This is a genomic window from Acidovorax sp. Root267 (assembly GCF_001429215.1).
GTDB lineage: Bacteria > Pseudomonadota > Gammaproteobacteria > Burkholderiales > Burkholderiaceae_C > Acidovorax > Acidovorax radicis.
The window spans coordinates 524,449-542,510 of the sequence record NZ_LMJC01000012.1; the positions used below are offsets into that span (position 1 = coordinate 524,449).

The window sequence follows — 18,062 nt, forward strand, 5'->3', positions numbered from 1 at the left end:
CGGCGAAGCCGAGAGAAGGGGGGAAGCGGCGCAGCCGCTCAGGGGGATTTGCCGAATTCAGGCGGCGCTGAGCCAGTAGCCCGCGTTGAAGGGGCTGCTCATGCGCAGCGCCATGGGTGAGACATCGACCAGCTTGTCGGTCGGCATTTTTTCGCCGGAGTCCGTGCCGATCTCAATGCCCTCGACACCTGGGGTGCCGGTAGCCTCGTTCGCCCGTTCTGCTTGGCTGGTGGATGCAGAACGGGCTACAGAAAAGAATAGAAACACCGGAACGGTATCTTGCGGTCGCCCCAGTAGTCGGCGGCGTCGCGGAAGATATCGAGCAGCTGTTCACGCGCTTCCTTGTCGAACTTGCCCGTGGCGGGGATCTGCTCCAGCACCACGATAAAGCCGGGCTGTGGGCCCGATTTGTGCAAGGGGTCCGTCATGCAGTCGTACAACGCATCAAAGTTCTTGCCGAAGTGCGACGGGAAGGTGAATTGCCCGGCAATCAGGTCCAGCACATCCTGCTTGGACTGCGCGTGGGCCAGGTTGGCGTACAAGAAATGGTGACCCATGGAAGTGGCCGCATCCTGCAAGTCCTGCACGCGGAAAGCGCGAATGGACTGCACGATGTTGGTGCGCACGCCACGCAGTGGCGTTTCCAGGTCCTTACGAAGTGGCGTCTGCATCTCCGCTACTCTTTCTTTTTAAAGTCCACAAACTTCTGGCATTTCGCAAGGCTGCGGGATGCAGCCTGCGGGTGGGGGATTCAAGGGGGCGCACTGACCGCCGCCAGCGTATCTCTGGCCTGCATGCAGCGCAACGGGGGTCACTCAACGATCTCGCGAAAACTGGCGTAGTGATCGCTGGTGTAGTAGCAGGCGTCCGGAACCCGGGGCTTGCCGCCACACACGATGCGCCGGGCTCCCCGGTTACGCGATCCTGGTGTTCTGACGGTGTACTCACGGTAGTAACCCCGCTGGTGGGCGGGCAACAGCCGCTCGCGATTACCAAAAACCGTTCCGTCCTTGTCATACGGAAAGGGCCCTCCTTCACGGATCAGCGCATACGTCGCCCGCCCTTGGGGCGGCAACTCGGCCAATGCGATAGGGGATATGGAGCCGTCGGTGGACGGGGAGTTCCGGGCATGCCCCGCAACCGGGGACAACACGAACGCAACACCCAAAACACACAAAAACCCTGCTTTGCGCGCCCGGGTGGCTACAGCCTTCAGCATCAACGAACCTTTCAGAAACTACGGGTTAACCCGAAATTTCGAGCCGCTAGTGTCGCTCAACGGCCCCCAAAAAGCAAGCGTCTGCACAAAGATTGGGCAGGCGCTGAAGGGAGAAGCAAGCGCTTTAAGTTAGCGCTTGCTATCAATTTTTGGCTTATCTTGACACGTTGGCATCGGCCACAGTCAAGGCGGTCATGTTCACGATGCGGCGCACGGTGGCGCTGGGCGTCAGGATGTGAACCGGCTTGGCAGCGCCCAGCAGCACCGGGCCGATGGCGATGCCGCCGCCTGCGGCGGTCTTGAGCAGGTTGTAGGCGATGTTGGCCGCGTCGATGTTGGGGAACACCAGCAGGTTGGCGTCACCCGTCAGCTCGCTGCTGGGCATGAGGGCTGCTCGGGCCTTGCCATCCAGTGCCACATCACCGTGCATTTCGCCGTCCACCTCCAGCCAGGGGGCCTGTTGGCGCAGCAGTTCCAGCGTTTGGCGCATCTTCACGGCGCTGGGGTGGTTGCTGGTGCCGAAATTGGAGTGCGACAGCAGCGCGGCCTTAGGCTTGATGCCGAAGCGCATCATTTCTTCGGCAGCGAGGGCGGTGATTTCCGCCAGTTCGGTCGGCGTGGGGTCGTAGTTGACGTGCGTGTCCACCAGGAACACCTGGCGCCCCGGCAACATTAGGCCGTTCATGCAGGCATACACCGGTACATCCTGCGCCGTGCTGTCGGCGCCGCCTGCGTGGTTGCCGATCACCTGGTCGATGTAGAGCAGGTGATTGGCGGTGGTGCCCCAGGTACCGCAGATCAGGCCGTCCACCTCGCCCTTGTGCAGCATCATGCAGCCGATGAGGGTCAGGCGCCGGCGCATCTCGATCTTGGCGACCTGCTGGGTGATGCCTTTGCGCTCGGTCATGCGGTGGTAGGTTTGCCAGAAGTCGCGGTAGCGGTGGTCAAAATCGGTGTTGACCACGTCGTAGTCCACGCCTTCCTTCAGGCGCAGGCCGAATTGCTCGATGCGCTGGGCGATGATGGCCGGGCGGCCAATCAGTGTGGGGCGGGCGACCTTCTCGTCCACCACGATCTGCGCGGCGCGCAGCACGCGTTCTTCTTCACCCTCGGCGTAGGCCACGCGCTTCTTGGCGGCGGTGCGCGCGGCGTCGAAGATGGGCTTCATCGTCGTGCCCGAGGCGTAGACAAAGGTCTGCAGCCGGTCGCGGTAGGCGTCCATATCGGCGATGGGGCGCTGCGCCACACCGCTGTCGGCCGCCGCCTGGGCCACGGCCGGGGCGATCTTCATCATCAGGCGCGGATCGAACGGTTTGGGGATCAGGTACTCGGGGCCGAAGGACAGCTTCTCGCCGACGTACGCTGCGGCCACCACCTCGCTCTGCTCGGCCTGGGCCAGTTCGGCAATGGCGTGCACGGCCGCGATTTCCATCTCATCGGTGATGGTGGTGGCGCCGCAGTCCAGTGCGCCGCGGAAGATGTAGGGGAAGCACAGGACGTTGTTGACCTGGTTCGGGTAGTCCGAGCGGCCCGTGGCCATGATGATGTCGCTGCGCACGCTGTGGGCCAGTTCGGGCAGGATCTCGGGGTTGGGGTTGGCCAGCGCGAAGATCACCGGGCGCTCGGCCATCGAGGCGACCATTTCGGGCTTGAGTACATTGCCTGCCGACAGGCCCAGGAACACATCCGCGCCCACCATCACCTCGGCCAGCTTGCGGGCATCGGTCTTCTGCATGAACTGGCGCTTGTCGTCGTCCATCAGCTCTTCGCGGCCTTCATAGACCACACCGGCCAGGTCGGTGACGAACACATTCTTGCGCTGCACGCCCACCTTGAGCAGCAGGTTCAGGCAAGCCAGCGCTGCTGCGCCTGCGCCGCTGGTCACGAGCTTCACGTCTTCGATCTTCTTGCCCGCCACCTTCAGCGCGTTCACGATCGCTGCGGCCACCGTGATGGCCGTGCCATGCTGGTCGTCGTGGAAAACCGGGATCTTCATGCGCTTGCGCAGCTCGCGCTCCACATAGAAGCAGTCGGGTGCCTTGATGTCTTCGAGGTTGATGGCGCCGAACGTCGGCTCCAGCGCGGCAATCACTTCCACCAGCTTTTGTGGGTCCTTCTCGTCGATCTCGATGTCGAACACGTCCACGCCGGCAAACTTCTTGAACAGTACGGCTTTGCCCTCCATCACGGGCTTGGAGGCCAGGGCGCCAATGTCACCCAGGCCCAGCACGGCGGTGCCGTTGGTGATGACGGCGACCAGGTTGCCCCGCGAGGTGTAGCGGAAGGCATTGGCCGGGTCCTTCACGATTTCTTCGCAAGGTGCTGCCACGCCAGGCGAGTAGGCCAGCGCCAGGTCATGCTGGTTCACCATCTGCTTGGTGGCGGCAATCGCGATCTTGCCGGGCTTGGGAAACTCGTGGTACTCGAGGGCGGCACGGCGCAATTGGGCGCGCTTGTCGGAATCGTTGTTGTTGTTCTGGGCCGTGGTGTTCTCGGGCATTCAGTGTCTCCAACTCAGTCAGGATGGGTGCAAAAAAACATGCCGCAGGGGCTCCGCAGCGGTTGTCAGCTTTGTAAGGGTCTGCGATTGTAGGGCGGAGACGGTAAAAACCCTAGTAAGCGAATCTGCTTATATGGGTGGGTCAATTGTGATCCCGATGCAGCCAATGATCCCTGGCGATCCCTACATCGCCGATGGTCGGGTTCAGTTCTTGCTGGGGTGGAAGGCATGAATGCTCCTGCATGCCTTGCCGACCTTGCAATACTGGTGCCGGTCCCCCTGACCCCCCAGGCGTTTCTCCCTTTTGGGGCGGTGCTGCAGGCGCCTGCGGGCCCGGGCCGCCCCATCAATGCGGGCAGCTCAGAACGATTTGATCTGGTAGACGACCTGCAATTGGGGGCAGAGGGTGGTCGGGCGCAACTGGCGCTTTTTCGCGCGCAGGCACGCCAATTTCCGCTGCAAGTGCACGAGATGGAATGCCATCGGTGGGGCAGCCAGACCTTTGTGCCCTGGGGCGTGGTGCGCTTTGTGGTGGTGGTGGCCCCGGCAGGCGAAATGCCCAGCGGCGGAGAGATCCGGGCCTTTGTCACCGACGGTCGGCAGGGCGTTGTGCTGGCACCGGGCACCTGGCACCACGCCTTGCTGGCAGTCGATGCGGGCGATTTTCTGGTGATAGAGCGCGCAGCCGCTGTGGTGGACTGCGAACTCCACCGGCTGGACCTGCCCCTGCGGCTGGAGCGGCGATAGCGCGCTGCAGGGGAGCCCGCTCACTCCTTCGTCGCAATGCGCTCGGCCAGCGCAGTCAATGAGCGGTCGCTGCCTGCTGGGCCCAGAAGCGACAGCCCCAAGGGCGCACCGTCGCGCCGCGCCAGCGGCATGGACAGTTGTGGAAACCCGGACAGCCCGGCGATACACAACATCTGGATGGCCCGGTTGCGGTAGTCCTCCAGGCTGCTTTCGGGGGCCGTGCGCAGCGGTGCGATGTCGGGCATCGTGGGCAGAAGCAGGACGCCATCCCGGCCCAGCAGCGCCGCCAGATGGGCGCGATAGCGATCCCGAAAGGCGCGTGCGCTGGCCACCTGCCCATCGGTCACGTCACGGGACCAGGCAAAACGTTCGGCCACACCCGGCCCAAGGGAGGGCGCGTAGCGCTCGATCAGTGGCCCGTCGGTCATCCAGGCTTCTCGCCCCTGCACGTACCGAAAGTTCCAGTACATCGTGTCGAAGGACTCCAGCACCGCGTTGGCGGGCTGCGAGGGGCCGAGCAAGTCCGTCACCTGCTGCGTGGCACCCTGCAGAGCGCCCACCACCATGGGGTCGAGCAGCGCCCACACATCCGTGGGGAGCAGCAGGCGCACCCGGAGTGGCAGCGGGGCCGCATCGTCGCCCAGCAATACGTCGGCGACCCGGGCAAAGGTCTGCACATCGCGCGCAAACCAGCCGCAGGTGTCCAGGCTCGGTGCCAGGTCCATCGCCCCTTCCAGGCTCACGCGTCCATGCGTGGGGCGCAGCCCGTACAGGCCGCAATGGTTGGCAGGCGCCCGTACCGACCCGCCGGTATCGGTGCCCAGCGCAAAGTCGCACAGCCCGGACGATACGGCCGCTGCGGAGCCTGACGATGAACCCCCCGTGATCCGTTCGGGCGCAGCCCCATTGAGGGGCGCGCCAAAGTGCGCGTTGTTCCCGTTCATCGAAAACGCCAGCTCATCGGTCACGGTCTTGCCCACAAACCGAGCTCCCGCGTCGAGCAGCTTCTGCACGGTGGGTGCGGTACGCGTCTTGGTGCCCGACAGGGCCAGCACCACGGGGTTGCCGCCTCCGGTGGGGTAGCCCGCCACATCAAACAGGTCCTTCGCTGCAAAACACAGCCCGCTCAGGGGGCCCGTGCTGGCGTTCACTACCGGTACGGGGGGATAGGGAACAAAGGCGTGGGCTGGGTTGTGCGCAGTCATGGAGTGGTGTCAACAACGGGAAGAAGCTCGGGGGCGATGGCTGCTGCGGCCTCAGTGCGCAGGCACAGCGCACGGTGGCCGGGCGCTATCTGAACGGCCGGAGGTTGTTGTGTGCGGCATGCTGGCGTTGCCAGCGTACAGCGCTCGGCAAAGGCGCAGCCGGGGGGCAGGTTTGACAGGTCTGGGGGGGCACCGGCAATGGTCTCCAGCGGCGTGCCGCGTGCCATGGCGCCATGCGCCCGGCTTTTGAGCAGCGCAATGGTGTACGGGTGTCGCGGGTTGCGAATGAGGTCCCGCGCGGTGCCCTCTTCCACAATGCGCCCTGCGTACATCACGGCAATGCGGTCGGCCACTTCGACGGCGGCGCCAATGTCGTGCGTGACAAAGATCACCGACAGGCCCAGGTCACGCTGCAGTTCGCGCAGCAGCAGCAGGATCTGGATCTGCACGGTCGCATCGAGCGCGGTGGTGGGTTCGTCGGCCAGCAGCAGTTGGGGGCGGCAGGCCAGCGCCAGGGCAATCATGGCGCGCTGGCGCATGCCGCCCGACATTTCGTGCGGATAGGCCTGAAGCCGCCGCTCCGGGCTGGGTATGCGCACGCGCTCGAACAAGGCCAGCGCACGTTCCTGGGCCTGTGCGGCGGTCACCTTCTCGTGGCGGCGGATCGACTCCACGATCTGTGCCCCCACCGTGTACACCGGGTCCAGCGCCAGCAAAGGCTCCTGAAAAATCATCGCCGCCACCTTGCCCCGGTAGTCCGCCAAGTCGCGGCCCGACAAGGTCAGCAGGTTCTGGCCGGCCACCCGTACCTTGCCTGCAATGCGGGTGCGCCGCTCGGGGTGCAGGCGCAGCAAGGTGCGCAGCGTCACGCTTTTGCCAGACCCGGATTCTCCAATCAGCGCAACCACCTCGCCACGCTGCACCTGCAGGCTCACACCGCTGACGGCTTGTACCGGCCTGCGGCCACCGGTAAAGGTGACGCTGAGGTCATGAAGCTCCACCATGGGTTCGGTGGCCCCCGACGAAGGAGGAAGGGTGTCCAGGGTCATGGTGTTGCTTTCAGGCCGCCTGGGCCATCGGCTGGGGCGCTTGGGGGTGGCCGCTGCCGGGTTCATGCACCAAGCAGGCTGCGACATGGTGCGGGCCGGTGGTGGTGCGCACGGGTACCCGTTGCGCGCACACCGCCGCAGCCATGCTGCAGCGCGGATGAAACCGGCAGCCCGACGGCGGGTTGATGGGGTTGGGCGGGTCGCCCGCCAGCGGCGCCTCCAGCGTGCGGTGGTCGGGGTCCATGGACGGCATGGACGACAGCAGGGCGCCGGTGTAGGGGTGCGCGGGCTTTTTGAACAGGGCATCGGACGGCCCGATCTCTGCCACCTGGCCCAGGTACATCACCATCACCCGGTCGCTCATGTAGTGCACCACGTTCAGGTCGTGGCTGATGAACACATAGGTCAGGCCGAATTCCGCCTTGAGGTCGGTCAGCAGGTTCAGCACCTGCGCTTCCACCGATTTGTCGAGCGCTGACACCGCCTCGTCCAGGATCACCATGCGGGGTTGCAATGCCAGTGCACGCGCAATGTTGACCCGCTGGCGTTGCCCGCCCGACAGCTCGTGCGGATAGCGCTCGGCAAACCGCGCCGGGGCCAGGCCCACACGGTCCAGCAGACTGCGTGCACGGGCGATGGCCTCGCGCTGCGGCACGCCGTGCACCTGTGGTCCGAAGGCGATGGAATCTTCGATGGTCAGGCGCGGGTTCAGGGACGCATAGCTGTCCTGGAACACCATCTGCACCTGGCGCCGGAACTCCTTGAGGGGCAGATCGCGGCTGCCCACGGTGCGGCCGTCAAACACGATCTCCCCGGCCGTGGGTGCGATGAGCTGCATCAGCAAGCGCGCCGTCGTCGACTTGCCGCAGCCCGATTCCCCGACCACCCCCAGCGTTTCCCCCTTGAGGACTTCGAAGTTCACGCCATCCACCGCATGCACCACGCCCCCGCCGCGCCCCAGCGCATCCTTCTTGAGCGGGAAGTGCTTGACCAGCCCCCTGATGGTGAGCAGAGGCTGCGCGGGTCCGCCGACATCGGTGATCGTGTGCATGGTCAGAAGACTTTCGGCCTCTCAGCCCTTGTTGTCCATGGCCGAGCGCAGGCCGTCGGAGAGGATGTTGAACGAGATCGAAGTGACGAAAATCATCAGTCCCGGCAGCGCCGCCACCCACGGTTGCACATAGATGGCCGTGCGCAGCGTGTTGAGCATCAGGCCCCACTCGGGCTCGGGCGGCTTGACCCCCAGGCCCAGGAACGACAGGCCCGAAGCCAGGATCATCGACACCGCGATCAGGCTGGTGGCGTAGACAAAGATGGGCCCCAGCACATTGCCCAGCACATGCACGCGCACGATGGTGAACGGGTTTGCGCCAGAAGCGCGCGCGGCCTCCACGTAGTCGCGGTTGCGCACCTGGGTGGTCACGCTTTCCGCCACCCGCGCAATCTGCGGAATGAACACGATGGTGAGCGAAATCAGCGAGTTGACGACGCCCGCGCCCAGCACGCCCGACAGCGCAATCGCCAGCAGCACCGACGGAAAGGCGTAGAACACGTCGATGGTGCGCATGATGGCCGTATTGGTGATGCCCCCGGCGTAGCCCGCCACGATGCCGATTACCGAGCCCAGCACAAAAGCGCACACCACGGGCGTGATGCCAATGAACAGCGACAGGCGCGCGCCCACGATGAGCCGCGACAGCATGTCGCGACCCAGCTCGTCGCTGCCCAGCGGCAGCCCTTCGGTGCCGATGGGCTTGAGCCGCTTGAGCATGGACGCTGCATACGGGTCTGCCGGCGCAATCCACGGGCCCAGCACCGCCAGACCGATGAGCAGCAACACCACCAGCGCCGCCCCCATGGCCACCGGGTCGCGGGTGAACCGCACCAGCGCGGCTGTCCAGTAGCCGCGCGAGCGCAGCGCGGGCGCAGGGCTGTCTGCAATGGCAGACGCCGAAGAGGAGGGTGCAGTCGTGGAGGCCATGGTGGGTGGTCTTGTTCTGCCGCTTCAGGCGCGGGCGATGCGCGGGTCCAGCAGCGTCTGCAGCACGTCCACGAGCAGATTGAGGAGCACAAAAAACAGGGCCAGCACCAGGATGGTTCCCTGCAGCAGCGGCAGGTCGCGCTGGAAGATCGCAGAGTTCAGCAGGAAGCCCGTGCCGGGCCAGGAAAACACCGTTTCGATCAGGATCGAGCCACCCAGCAGATAACCCAGCTGCAGGCCCATCACGGCCAGGGCCGTAGGGGCTGCGTTCTTCACCATGTGCCGGAACACTCCCCGGTGCGTAAGCCCCTTGGCGCGCAGGCCCAGGATGAACTCCTGGTCCAGGATGTCGGCCACCAGCGCGCGCACCGTGCGCGCGATGATGCCCATCGGGATCACCGACATGGTGACGGCAGGCAGCACCAGGAACTGCAGGTGTTCCCAGTCCCACGACCAGTCGCTGGAGCCGCCTGGCCCCGCGCCGGTGGCGGGCAGCAGCGCCCACTGCGAGCTGAACACGATCACCATCACCATGCCCAGCCAGTAGTGCGGCACGCTCACGCCCAGCACCGACAGCATGGACGCCAGCCGGTCCACCCACGAGTTGCGAAAGTACCCAGCGACAAAGCCAAACAGGCTGCCCAGCACAAAGCCGATGAAGGTGGCCACCACGGCCAGCCGCAGAGTGTTGCCCACGGCCGTCATCACCTCACCCGCCACGGCCCGGTTGCTGGCGATCGACACCCCCAGGTCGCCGTGCAGTGCGCGCCACACCCACATCACAAACTGCTCAGGCAGCGACCGGTTGAAGCCATACAGCTCGCGCAGCTGCGCCTGCAGCTCTGCCGAGGCGTCGGGCGGCAGGATGGACACCAGTGGGTCGCCGGGTGCCAGGTGCACCAGCAGGAAACACACCAGTGCCACACCCAGCATGATGGGCAGGGCATAGAGGAAGCGGCGCAGCAGGTAGGCAAGCATGGAAGAGGCGGTGTGCAGAGGTCGGCGGCGTGGGCTCAGTCCATCGTCATCGTGGCGATGTCGATGAACCAGCTGCGCGGCTGCACCACGTTCTTGACCTTGGCCGACATGGCGCGTGGGCCCACGTCGTGGGCAATCCAGACAAACGGCGCGTCTTCCACGATGTGGGCATGCAGCTTGGCCAGTGCCGCGTCGCGGGCCTTTTCGTCAAAGCTGGTGCGGGCATCGGCCACCAGCTTGTCCACCTCGGCATTGCCGTAGTAGCCCCAGTTGTTGGACACCGGCGGGAAAGCCTTGGTGCTCACAAAACGCACCATCGCAAAAAACGGGTCCATGGCGGCAAAGCTGATGTTCACCGCGTTGGCGCCGTTGGCCGATGCATCCTTGGCACCCTTGCGCCAGTTGGTGAACAGGGTGTTCCACTCGATCACGTCAAACTGCACGTCAAAGAAACACGCTTTGAGTGACTGCTGCGCAAACTCGTTCATCGGCAGCGGCTGCATCTGGCCCGAGCCCGAGGCCGAGATCTGCACCTTGACCTTGATGGGCTTGGCCGCCGAGTAGCCCGCCTGCGCCATCAGCGCCTGCGCGGCCTTCACGTCGTACTTGATGTCGAACTTGGGGTTGCCCCACCACGGGTGGCCTGGGGGCACCGTCCCCTTGGGCTCGGCCATCATGCCGCCCAGCAGCTGCTTCATGCCGCCACGGTCAATGCACAGGTTGGCGGCCTGGCGCACGCGCTTGTCCAGCCAGGGCGAGCCCTCGGCAAACGACAGCTGCCACGGCCACACATGGGGTTGGGCGTTGGAATAGATCTTGAACCCGCGCTGCGTGATCTGCGGCATGGCATCGGGTGCGGGTGCCTCGATCCAGTCCACCTGGCCGCCCAGCAGCGCGGCCGTGCGGGCATTGGCCTCGGGCATGGGCAGCATCACCACCTTGTCGATCTTGGGTGTGCGCTTGGCGTCCCAATAGGCCTTGTTGGCGGCCAGCTCCAGGCGTTCGCGCGCCACAAACCGCGTGACCTTGAAGGGGCCCGAGCCTGCGGGATCGGCCGCAAAGGCGGTCCATGCCGCCTTGGACTTGTCGGCGGGCGTGGCCCCTGCCGCCGCGTCAAATTTCTTTTGCCAGTGCGCGGGCGACGCCATGAACAGGTTGGTCAGGTTGATGGGCAGGAACGCGTCGGGCTCGCTGGTGGTCAGCTCCACCGTCATGTCGTCGATCTTGCGGGCCGAGCGCAGCGTGGGCATGCGCGAGGCCGTCACGCCCACCTGGCTGGGGTCGAAATGCACGGCATCCTTGTCCAGCACTTTGGCCACGTTCCACACCACCGCATCGGCGTTGAGCGCGGAGCCGTCATGGAACTTCACGCCAGGGCGCAACTTGAACACCCACTTCGTCTTGTCCTTGTCATCCACCGTCCACGACGTGGCCAGCGCAGGGATCAGCACACTGGCTGCATCGGCCTTGGACAGGTCCCACTGCGTGAGCGAGTCATAGATCGGAATGCCCGTGAAGCGGTTGCCTTCAAAGCCCTGGTCGGGCTGGCCCAGCGTGCGGGGGATGTCTGCCGCCGTCATCGCGATGCGCAGCACCTTCTCTTGCGCCAGCGCGGCAGAGCCACCCATCAACGAGAAAGCCATCGCCAGGGCCAGCGCCAGTGGCGCGGGGCGCTGGCGTGGAGGGGTACGGGTGTGCGACGGCGGCAGGGCATGGCTCATGGGATCACCTTCCAGAGAGGGGTTGAGGTCAACCTCTCAAAGCAAGTGACATGCCATCATTTCAGCGTTCACTAAACTTCCCCGTGCACCATGAACGAGGTGCTGCGGCGGGGTTTCCCCACCGTGGTGCGCCCTGTGCGTGCGCCACCCACAAGACGGCCCAAAGAAAACGGCCCGCGAGGGGCCGTTGGAATTTTGGGGAGGCGCCTGTCGCGCCCCTGATGGATCAGCGGCTGCTCGGAAAACTGAACACCGCGCCCTCGCGCACACCGGCCGACGGCCAGCGCTGCGTGATGGTCTTGCGCTTGGTATAGAAGCGCACGGCGTCGGGTCCGTAGGCGTGCAGGTCGCCGAACAGGCTGCGCTTCCAGCCGCCGAACGAGTGGTAGGCCACGGGCACCGGCAGGGGCACGTTCACGCCCACCATGCCGACCTGGATGTGGTCGGTGAAGTAGCGGGCGGCCTCGCCGTCGCGCGTGAAGATGCAGGTGCCGTTGCCGTATTCGTGGTCGTTGATGAGCTGCATGGCTTCCTGCAGCGTCTTCACGCGCACCACGCCGAGCACGGGGCCGAAGATCTCTTCCTGGTAGATCTTCATGCCGGGCTTGACGTTGTCGAACAGGCAGGCGCCCAGGAAGTAGCCTTCCGCATGGCCTGCCACCTGCACGCCCCGGCCATCCACCACCAGCGTGGCGCCTTCGGCCACGCCCTGGTCCACATAGCCCTTCACCTTCTCGAAGTGCTGCTTCGTGACCAGCGGGCCCATGTCGTTGCTGTTGTCGGTGCCCGGGCCGACCTTCATCTTGGCAATCTCGGTCTTGAGGCCCGCAATGACGGCGTCACCCACCGCGTCGCCCACGGCCACCAGCAGCGGGATGGCCATGCAGCGCTCGCCGCACGAGCCGTAGGCCGCGCCCATCAGGGCGCTCACGGCGTTGCCCACGTCCGCGTCGGGCATCAGCACGGCGTGGTTCTTGGCGCCGCCCAGGGCCTGCACGCGCTTGCCGTGCTTGCAGCCTTCGGCGTAGATGTACTCGGCAATCGGGGTGGAGCCGACAAAGCTCACGGCCTTGACGCGCGGGTCCTGCAGCAGCGTGTCCACGGCCGTCTTGTCCCCGTTGACGACATTGAGCACACCCGGCGGCAGGCCGGCTTCCAGGGCCAGCTGGGCGATGAACAACGTGGAAGAAGGATCACGCTCGGAGGGCTTGAGCACAAAGGTGTTACCGCAAGCGACGGCCATGGGCCACATCCACAGCGGTACCATGGCCGGGAAGTTGAAGGGGGTGATGCCAGCGGTGACGCCCAGCGCCTGGAACTCGCTCCACGAGTCGATGTTGGGGCCCACATTGCGGCTGTGCTCGCCCTTGAGCAGCTCGGGCGCGTAGCTCGCGTATTCCACGTTCTCGATGCCGCGCTGCAGCTCGCCGTGCGCATCGGCCAGCACCTTGCCGTGTTCGGCCGTGATCAGGGCGGCGATCTTGTCGGCGTTGTCTTCGAGCAGGACTTTCAGCTTGCTCATCACCCGTGCGCGCTTGAGCGGTGGCGTGTTGCGCCAGGCCGGGAAGGCGGCCTCGGCCGAGGCAATGGCAGCCTCGACGGTGGCCTTGCTCGCCAGCGCCACGCTGGTGGTCGATTGGCCGGTGGCGGGGTTGAACACCGGCTGCGTGCGCGCGGTGTCCGCAACGATCTTGCCGTCGATCAGGTGGCCGACGGTGGTGGTGACGTTCTTGTCGTGGTTCATGGCAAAAATATGAATAAAAAGTGCTGCTAGCGCTTATGTAGAAAGCGCGAGCAGCTATTGAATCAGGAGTGTTCCCGCAGGCGGATGAAACGGGCGCGCGCCAAGCCAGCGGCCGCCGCGCAAGGGCCGCCCCGCCGCGCTGGCGGCGTCCCCTTGGGGGAAGGCGGGTAGCGCCTCAGGGGGTGTGTCATCACGCCGTTTCAGCCAGGGCGTCGCCCAGCGCGTTGACCAACCGGTCGATCTCGGCGCGCTCGCTGATGAATGGTGGCGCCAGCTGGATGGTGTCGCCGCCGTAGCGCACGTAAAAACCCTTCTTCCAGCAGTTCATCGCGATCTCGTAGGGGCGCTTGGCGGGTTCGCCGGGCAGCGGCGCAATCGTCAGGCCTGCTGCCAGGCCGAAGTTGCGGATGTCCAGCACATGTTTGGCGCCCTTGAGGCTGTGCACCGCTTCTTCAAAATACGGCGCCAGCGCTTTCACGCGGCCGATCATGTCTTCGTTTTGCAGGATGTCGAGTGCCGCAATGCCCGCTGCGCAGGCCACCGGGTGGGCCGAGTAGGTGTAGCCGTGCGGGAACTCCAGCATGTACTCCGGTCCGCCTGCGGCCATGAAGGTGTCGTAGATTTCCTTGGTCGCCACCACACCGCCCAGCGGCTGCGCGCCGTTGGTGACCTGCTTGGCAAAGTTCAGGATGTCGGGCGTCACGCCAAAGGCCTCGGCCCCGGTCCAGGCGCCGCTGCGGCCAAAGCCGCTGATCACTTCGTCAAAAATCAGCAGGATGTTGTTCTGTGTGCAGATCTCGCGCAGGCGCTGCAGGTAGCCCACGGGGGGGATCACCACGCCGGCCGAGCCCGAGAAGGGTTCCACGATCACGGCGGCGATGTTCGATGCGTCGTGCAGCGCGATCACGTCCAGCAGCTTGTCGGCCAACTCTTTGCCCGTGGGCGGCATGCCCTTGTGGAACGAGCCCGCAGCTGGCTGGGTGTGGGGCAGGTGGTCGGCCTCCACGCCCTGGCCGAACAGCTTGCGGTTGGCCACGATGCCGCCCACCGAGATGCCGCCAAAATTCACGCCGTGGTAGCCCTTTTCGCGGCCAATCAGGCGCGTCTTGGTGCCCTGGCCCTTGGCGCGCCAGTAGGCGCGGGCCATCTTGAGGGAGGTGTCGGCGGACTCGGAGCCCGAACCGGTGAAGAACACATAGTCGAGCCCGGCGGGCGTGAGTTCCTTGACGCGGTTGGCCAGCTCAAAACCCAGCGGGTGGCCAAACTGGAAGGCCGGCGCGTAGTCCAGCTTCATCGCCTGCTTGCCGATGGCTTCGGCAATCTCGCGGCGACCGTGGCCCAGGCCCGCACACCACAGGCCCGAGAGCCCGTCAAAAATCTTGCGGCCGTCTGAGTCGGTGTAGTACGCGCCGCTGCCCTCCACGATCATGCGCGGGTTGGCCTTGAACTGGCGGTTGGCCGTGTAGGGCATCCAGTGCGCGTCCAGCCATTCGGCGTCCATGCGGGGGCCTTCGGCGCCAGCGGCGGGTTTTTCGATGTTGACGAAGCTCATGGGGGTTCTCCAGTGCAAAGGCGGCGACAAAAGGCGGGCAACCCCAGCGGCCTGGGGCTTGACGTAGGGCATTGTTGCGCCGCCTGTTAATCTCTCAAATAATCCAATATCAATGTTTACTTGACGATTTATGCAAGTAAAAGCACCTGCACCACTCCCTGCACCACTCCCTGCAACCCCATCGCCCACCAAACACCGCGCCGTGCTGGGCCAGCTCAGCGACATGGACCTGCGCCTGCTGCAGGTATTCAAGAGCGTGGTCGAGTGCGGCGGCATGTCGGCGGCCGAGCTGGAGCTGAACATCGGCACCAGCACCGTCAGCCGCCACATGAAGGACCTGGAAACCCGCCTGGGCCTCACACTGTGCCGGCGCGGGCGGGCGGGTTTTGCGCTCACGGCCGAAGGGCAACGGGTGTACGACGAAACTCTGCGCCTGCTGTCGGCCGTGGATGCCTTTCGCAGCAGCATTGACGACATCCACCGGCGCATGGGCGGGCGGCTGGAGGTGGCCGTGTTCGACAAGACGGCCAGCAACCCGGCCGCGCACATTGGCGACGCGATTGCGCTGTTTGCCAGCCAAGCGCCCGAAGTCAGCCTGCAGATGCATGTGGCGTCGATCCCGGCCATCGAGCGCGGGCTGATCGACGGCAGCTTCCATGTGGGCATCATCCCGGCGCACCGCACGTCGCAAAGCCTGGTCTATGCCGACCTGTTTGCCGAAACCATGCTGCTGTACTGCGGTGCTCGCCACCCGCTGTACGGCACCGACCATGCCGCGCTCACCTGGGAATCCCTGCGCGCCTACCAGTTCGCGGGCCTGGGCTACCACTCGCCCAACATGGAACTGAGCCACAGCACGCGCCTGCCGCGCAAAGCCACGGGGTTTGACCAGGAGTCGATCGCCACGCTGGTCCTGTCCGGCCGCTACCTGGGTTTTTTGCCCGACCACTACGCCGAAGGCTTCGAGCGCCAGGGGCTCATGCAGGCGGTGTCGCCCGCGCAGTTCCACTACCGCTGCCAGTTTGTGAGCGTGTTGCGCAAGTCGCCCCACCCGCCGCGCGCGGCCCAGGCGTTTGCGCAATGCCTGATCCAGGCGCATGGTTGATGGACCTGGGTTGCCCCAGGCGCGGCGCAGGCAGACAATGCCAGTTCTTTGGCGCTTTTTTACCGGGGCACACGATGGCAAGCATTTCTTCAATTGGCAGTTCTGGCCTGCAGGCCGCGCAGTTGCGGCTGGATGCCTCGGCCAACAACGTGGCCAACATGAACACCCCCAATTACCGCCGCCAGGTGGTGGCGCAGGAAGAAGCGGCTGACAGCGTTGGCGTGCGCGCCACGGTGCAGCGCCAGCAAGAGGCTGAAGGGGTGGCGCTGGAAAAAGAGGCGGTGGAGCAGATGTCGGCCACCTACGCGTTCAAGGCCAACCTGCAGACCATCAAGACACAAGACGAAATGATGGGTTCGCTGCTGGATGTGAAGGCCTGAGTCATTTCTCCCGCGCTCCCCACAATGCCCCGCCAGCCGGGGCATTGTTGTTTTCAGCGCCAGCGCCAGCGCTGGAGCCGCCTCGGTTGGTCTCAGCCGGCTGAAACCAGCCCCGCCAACCGGTGAACGAGCCAGCGCTGAAAGGCCAGTCCGGTGGCGGTGCGGCTGCGCAAGGGAATGCTGTACATGGCGGGCTCCTTGGGGTGGCGTTCAGGCGGATTGCAAGGCGGGGCTGGGCGATTGCGCCGGGGCACCATGGCTGGCGGTGCGCCGTGCCGCGCGGTCCCAGGCCTTTTCGTGGAAAAAGAAGGCCACGGCCTGCACGGTCGGCTCCAGCAGGCTCAGCGTGAGCGACGCCCACAGGTTGCCCGTGACGGCATAGGCCACCAAGGCGGCCACACAGATATGGATCAGGTAGTAGCTGCCCGTTTTCATCAGCATGGTTTGGTTCTGGCGGGCGGCACGGCGGATGCGGGACATGGCGAGCTCCTTCTCTCTCTTTTTTCAACAGGGCCTGCGGTGGTGGCAGGGATGTTGAAATGGTAGTTATTCGCAATAGTGCTGACCAATTGATCATCGCTAAGCTGGAGATAGCCACTATCAAGCGGTGGCTCATCTGCATGGGGTGGCCCCTACTCCAAGCAGACTGGTTCTGCGCGTGAACTAGTTCACACCATGGGGTTAAAAAAAGCCGGTGCGCGCCATGCCCCCGTTGCTATGATGGCCGCTCTTTTCAACCCCCTCTTTTGCTTTGGGAGCACACATGGCCCTCATGGACTTCATCAAGAAACAGTTCATTGACATCATTCAATGGACCGAAGAGGGGGACGGCACCCTGGCCTGGCGCTTCCCCATGCGCGACATGGAAATCCAGAACGGTGGCACGCTGGTGGTGCGCGAGTCGCAGATGGCCATCTTCGTGAACGAAGGCCAGGTGGCCGACGTGTTCACGCCCGGCACCTACAAGCTCACCACGCAGACGTTGCCGGTGCTGACCTACCTCAAGAACTGGGACAAGCTCTTCGAGTCCCCCTTCAAGAGTGACGTCTACTTCTTCAGCACGCGCCAGCAGATCGACCAGAAGTGGGGCACGCCCCAGCCCATCACGATCCGCGACAAGGACTTTGGCGCCGTGCGCCTGCGCGCGTTCGGCAACTACGCGTTCCGCATCGCCGACCCCAAGCTGTTCCACACCGAGATCTCGGGCACGCGGGAGATGTATCCCGTGGCCGACCTCGAAGGCCAGCTGCGTGGCCTGGTGCTGCAGAACATCAGCAACGCCATTGCGGGCAGCGGCCTGCCGTTCCTCGACCTGGCGGCCAACCAGGTCATGTTTGCCGATGCGCTGACCAAGGAACTGGCGCCCATCTTTGCCAAGCTGGGTATCCTGATCGAATCTCTCACGGTGCAGAACGTCTCGCTGCCCGAAGAGCTGCAAAAGATCCTCGACCAGAAAATCGGCATGGGCATGGTCGGCAACGACATGGGCAAGTTCATGCAGTACCAGACGGCGCAGGCCATCCCCAAGTTCGCCGAAGCCAGCGGCGGCGGTGGCGGCATTGCGGGCGATGCGATGGGCTTGGGCGCAGGTGTGGCACTGGGCCAAGTGCTGGCGCAGAACCTGCAGCAGGGCCTGCAGACCCCGGTGGCCCCTGCGGCGGCCGCAGCGGCACAGGCAGCTGCCGCACCTCTGGGCGTCAAGCCCGAGGACGTGATGGCCACGCTGGAGAAGCTGGGCGACCTCAAATCCAAGGGCATCCTGACCCAGGAAGAGTTCGACGCCAAGAAGGCCGAGCTGCTCAAGAAGCTGGTCTGAATCCGGTTGCTATCATAAAAATAGCTGTTTGCGCTGGAGGGATAAGCGCTAGGGGCCAAAAAGGC

Annotated in this window: 17 protein-coding genes; 4 read left to right on the plus strand and 13 right to left on the minus strand. The window is 64.9% G+C overall.

The window, feature by feature from the left end; translation table 11 throughout:
* Window positions 1-57: 57 nt before the first annotated feature.
* The 4 genes from ASE39_RS26385 to ASE39_RS11925 form a co-directional block, all read right to left on the minus strand.
* Window positions 58-267, minus strand: a complete 210-nt coding sequence (locus ASE39_RS26385) for a hypothetical protein (protein WP_140426755.1) — start codon at window positions 265-267, stop codon at window positions 58-60.
* Window positions 246-671: a barstar family protein gene (locus ASE39_RS11920; protein WP_010464776.1), complete on the minus strand. Its 426-nt coding sequence runs from the start codon at window positions 669-671 to the stop codon at window positions 246-248. The genes ASE39_RS26385 and ASE39_RS11920 overlap by 22 nt, the downstream gene beginning before the upstream one ends.
* 140 nt (window positions 672-811) lie before the next feature.
* Complete coding sequence (locus ASE39_RS25830; protein WP_010464775.1) at window positions 812-1,219, minus strand: ribonuclease; 408 nt, start codon at window positions 1,217-1,219, stop codon at window positions 812-814.
* Between the two features lie 154 nt (window positions 1,220-1,373).
* Window positions 1,374-3,719, minus strand: coding sequence for an NADP-dependent malic enzyme (locus ASE39_RS11925; RefSeq protein ID WP_057271261.1), 2,346 nt, complete (start codon window positions 3,717-3,719; stop codon window positions 1,374-1,376).
* A 228-nt stretch (window positions 3,720-3,947) separates the two neighbouring features.
* On the opposite strand from ASE39_RS11925, the gene ASE39_RS11930 reads away from it, so the two are divergent.
* Window positions 3,948-4,466 (plus strand): ureidoglycolate lyase, encoded by a 519-nt coding sequence (locus ASE39_RS11930; protein WP_057271262.1) that lies wholly within the window; start codon window positions 3,948-3,950, stop codon window positions 4,464-4,466.
* A gap of 20 nt (window positions 4,467-4,486) precedes the next feature.
* Here ASE39_RS11930 and ASE39_RS11935 read toward each other — a convergent pair whose 3' ends face one another.
* From ASE39_RS11935 to ASE39_RS11970, 8 genes are all read right to left on the minus strand, one after another.
* Window positions 4,487-5,671, minus strand: a complete 1,185-nt coding sequence (locus ASE39_RS11935; protein WP_057271263.1) for an amidase — start codon at window positions 5,669-5,671, stop codon at window positions 4,487-4,489.
* Window positions 5,668-6,675, minus strand: a complete 1,008-nt coding sequence (locus ASE39_RS11940) for an ABC transporter ATP-binding protein (RefSeq protein WP_057271464.1) — start codon at window positions 6,673-6,675, stop codon at window positions 5,668-5,670. The genes ASE39_RS11935 and ASE39_RS11940 overlap by 4 nt, the downstream gene beginning before the upstream one ends.
* A 55-nt stretch (window positions 6,676-6,730) precedes the next feature.
* Window positions 6,731-7,771 carry an ABC transporter ATP-binding protein gene (locus ASE39_RS11945; protein WP_057227662.1) on the minus strand — a complete coding sequence of 347 codons (1,041 nt, stop codon included), beginning with the start codon at window positions 7,769-7,771 and terminating at the stop codon, window positions 6,731-6,733.
* Window positions 7,772-7,792: 21 nt separating this feature from the next.
* Window positions 7,793-8,701, minus strand: a complete 909-nt coding sequence (locus tag ASE39_RS11950) for an ABC transporter permease (RefSeq protein WP_057271264.1) — start codon at window positions 8,699-8,701, stop codon at window positions 7,793-7,795.
* 24 nt (window positions 8,702-8,725) lie between these two features.
* Window positions 8,726-9,679 carry an ABC transporter permease gene (locus ASE39_RS11955; RefSeq protein WP_057271265.1) on the minus strand — a complete coding sequence of 318 codons (954 nt, stop codon included), beginning with the start codon at window positions 9,677-9,679 and terminating at the stop codon, window positions 8,726-8,728.
* Window positions 9,680-9,714: 35 nt separating this feature from the next.
* On the minus strand, window positions 9,715-11,307 hold the full coding sequence (locus ASE39_RS11960; protein ID WP_242421429.1) for an ABC transporter substrate-binding protein: 1,593 nt from the start codon (window positions 11,305-11,307) through the stop codon (window positions 9,715-9,717).
* A gap of 319 nt (window positions 11,308-11,626) precedes the next feature.
* Window positions 11,627-13,144 (minus strand): CoA-acylating methylmalonate-semialdehyde dehydrogenase, encoded by a 1,518-nt coding sequence (locus ASE39_RS11965; protein ID WP_010464761.1) that lies wholly within the window; start codon window positions 13,142-13,144, stop codon window positions 11,627-11,629.
* Window positions 13,145-13,334: 190 nt separating this feature from the next.
* Window positions 13,335-14,696 carry an aspartate aminotransferase family protein gene (locus tag ASE39_RS11970; RefSeq protein WP_057227650.1) on the minus strand — a complete coding sequence of 454 codons (1,362 nt, stop codon included), beginning with the start codon at window positions 14,694-14,696 and terminating at the stop codon, window positions 13,335-13,337.
* Between the two features lie 130 nt (window positions 14,697-14,826).
* Between ASE39_RS11970 and ASE39_RS11975 the strand changes: the two genes are divergently transcribed.
* Window positions 14,827-15,801: a LysR family transcriptional regulator gene (locus ASE39_RS11975; RefSeq protein WP_199864270.1), complete on the plus strand. Its 975-nt coding sequence runs from the start codon at window positions 14,827-14,829 to the stop codon at window positions 15,799-15,801.
* Window positions 15,802-15,875: 74 nt separating this feature from the next.
* Window positions 15,876-16,181 carry a flagellar basal body protein gene (locus ASE39_RS11980; RefSeq protein ID WP_057271267.1) on the plus strand — a complete coding sequence of 102 codons (306 nt, stop codon included), beginning with the start codon at window positions 15,876-15,878 and terminating at the stop codon, window positions 16,179-16,181.
* 210 nt (window positions 16,182-16,391) lie between these two features.
* Here ASE39_RS11980 and ASE39_RS11985 read toward each other — a convergent pair whose 3' ends face one another.
* A complete protein-coding gene (locus tag ASE39_RS11985; protein ID WP_057271268.1) occupies window positions 16,392-16,661 on the minus strand; it encodes a DUF2061 domain-containing protein in 270 nt (89 codons plus the stop codon).
* Window positions 16,662-16,944: 283 nt separating this feature from the next.
* On the opposite strand from ASE39_RS11985, the gene ASE39_RS11990 reads away from it, so the two are divergent.
* Entirely contained in the window at window positions 16,945-17,997 is a 1,053-nt protein-coding gene (locus tag ASE39_RS11990; protein ID WP_010464747.1) for an SPFH domain-containing protein, read from the plus strand.
* Window positions 17,998-18,062: the final 65 nt, after the last annotated feature.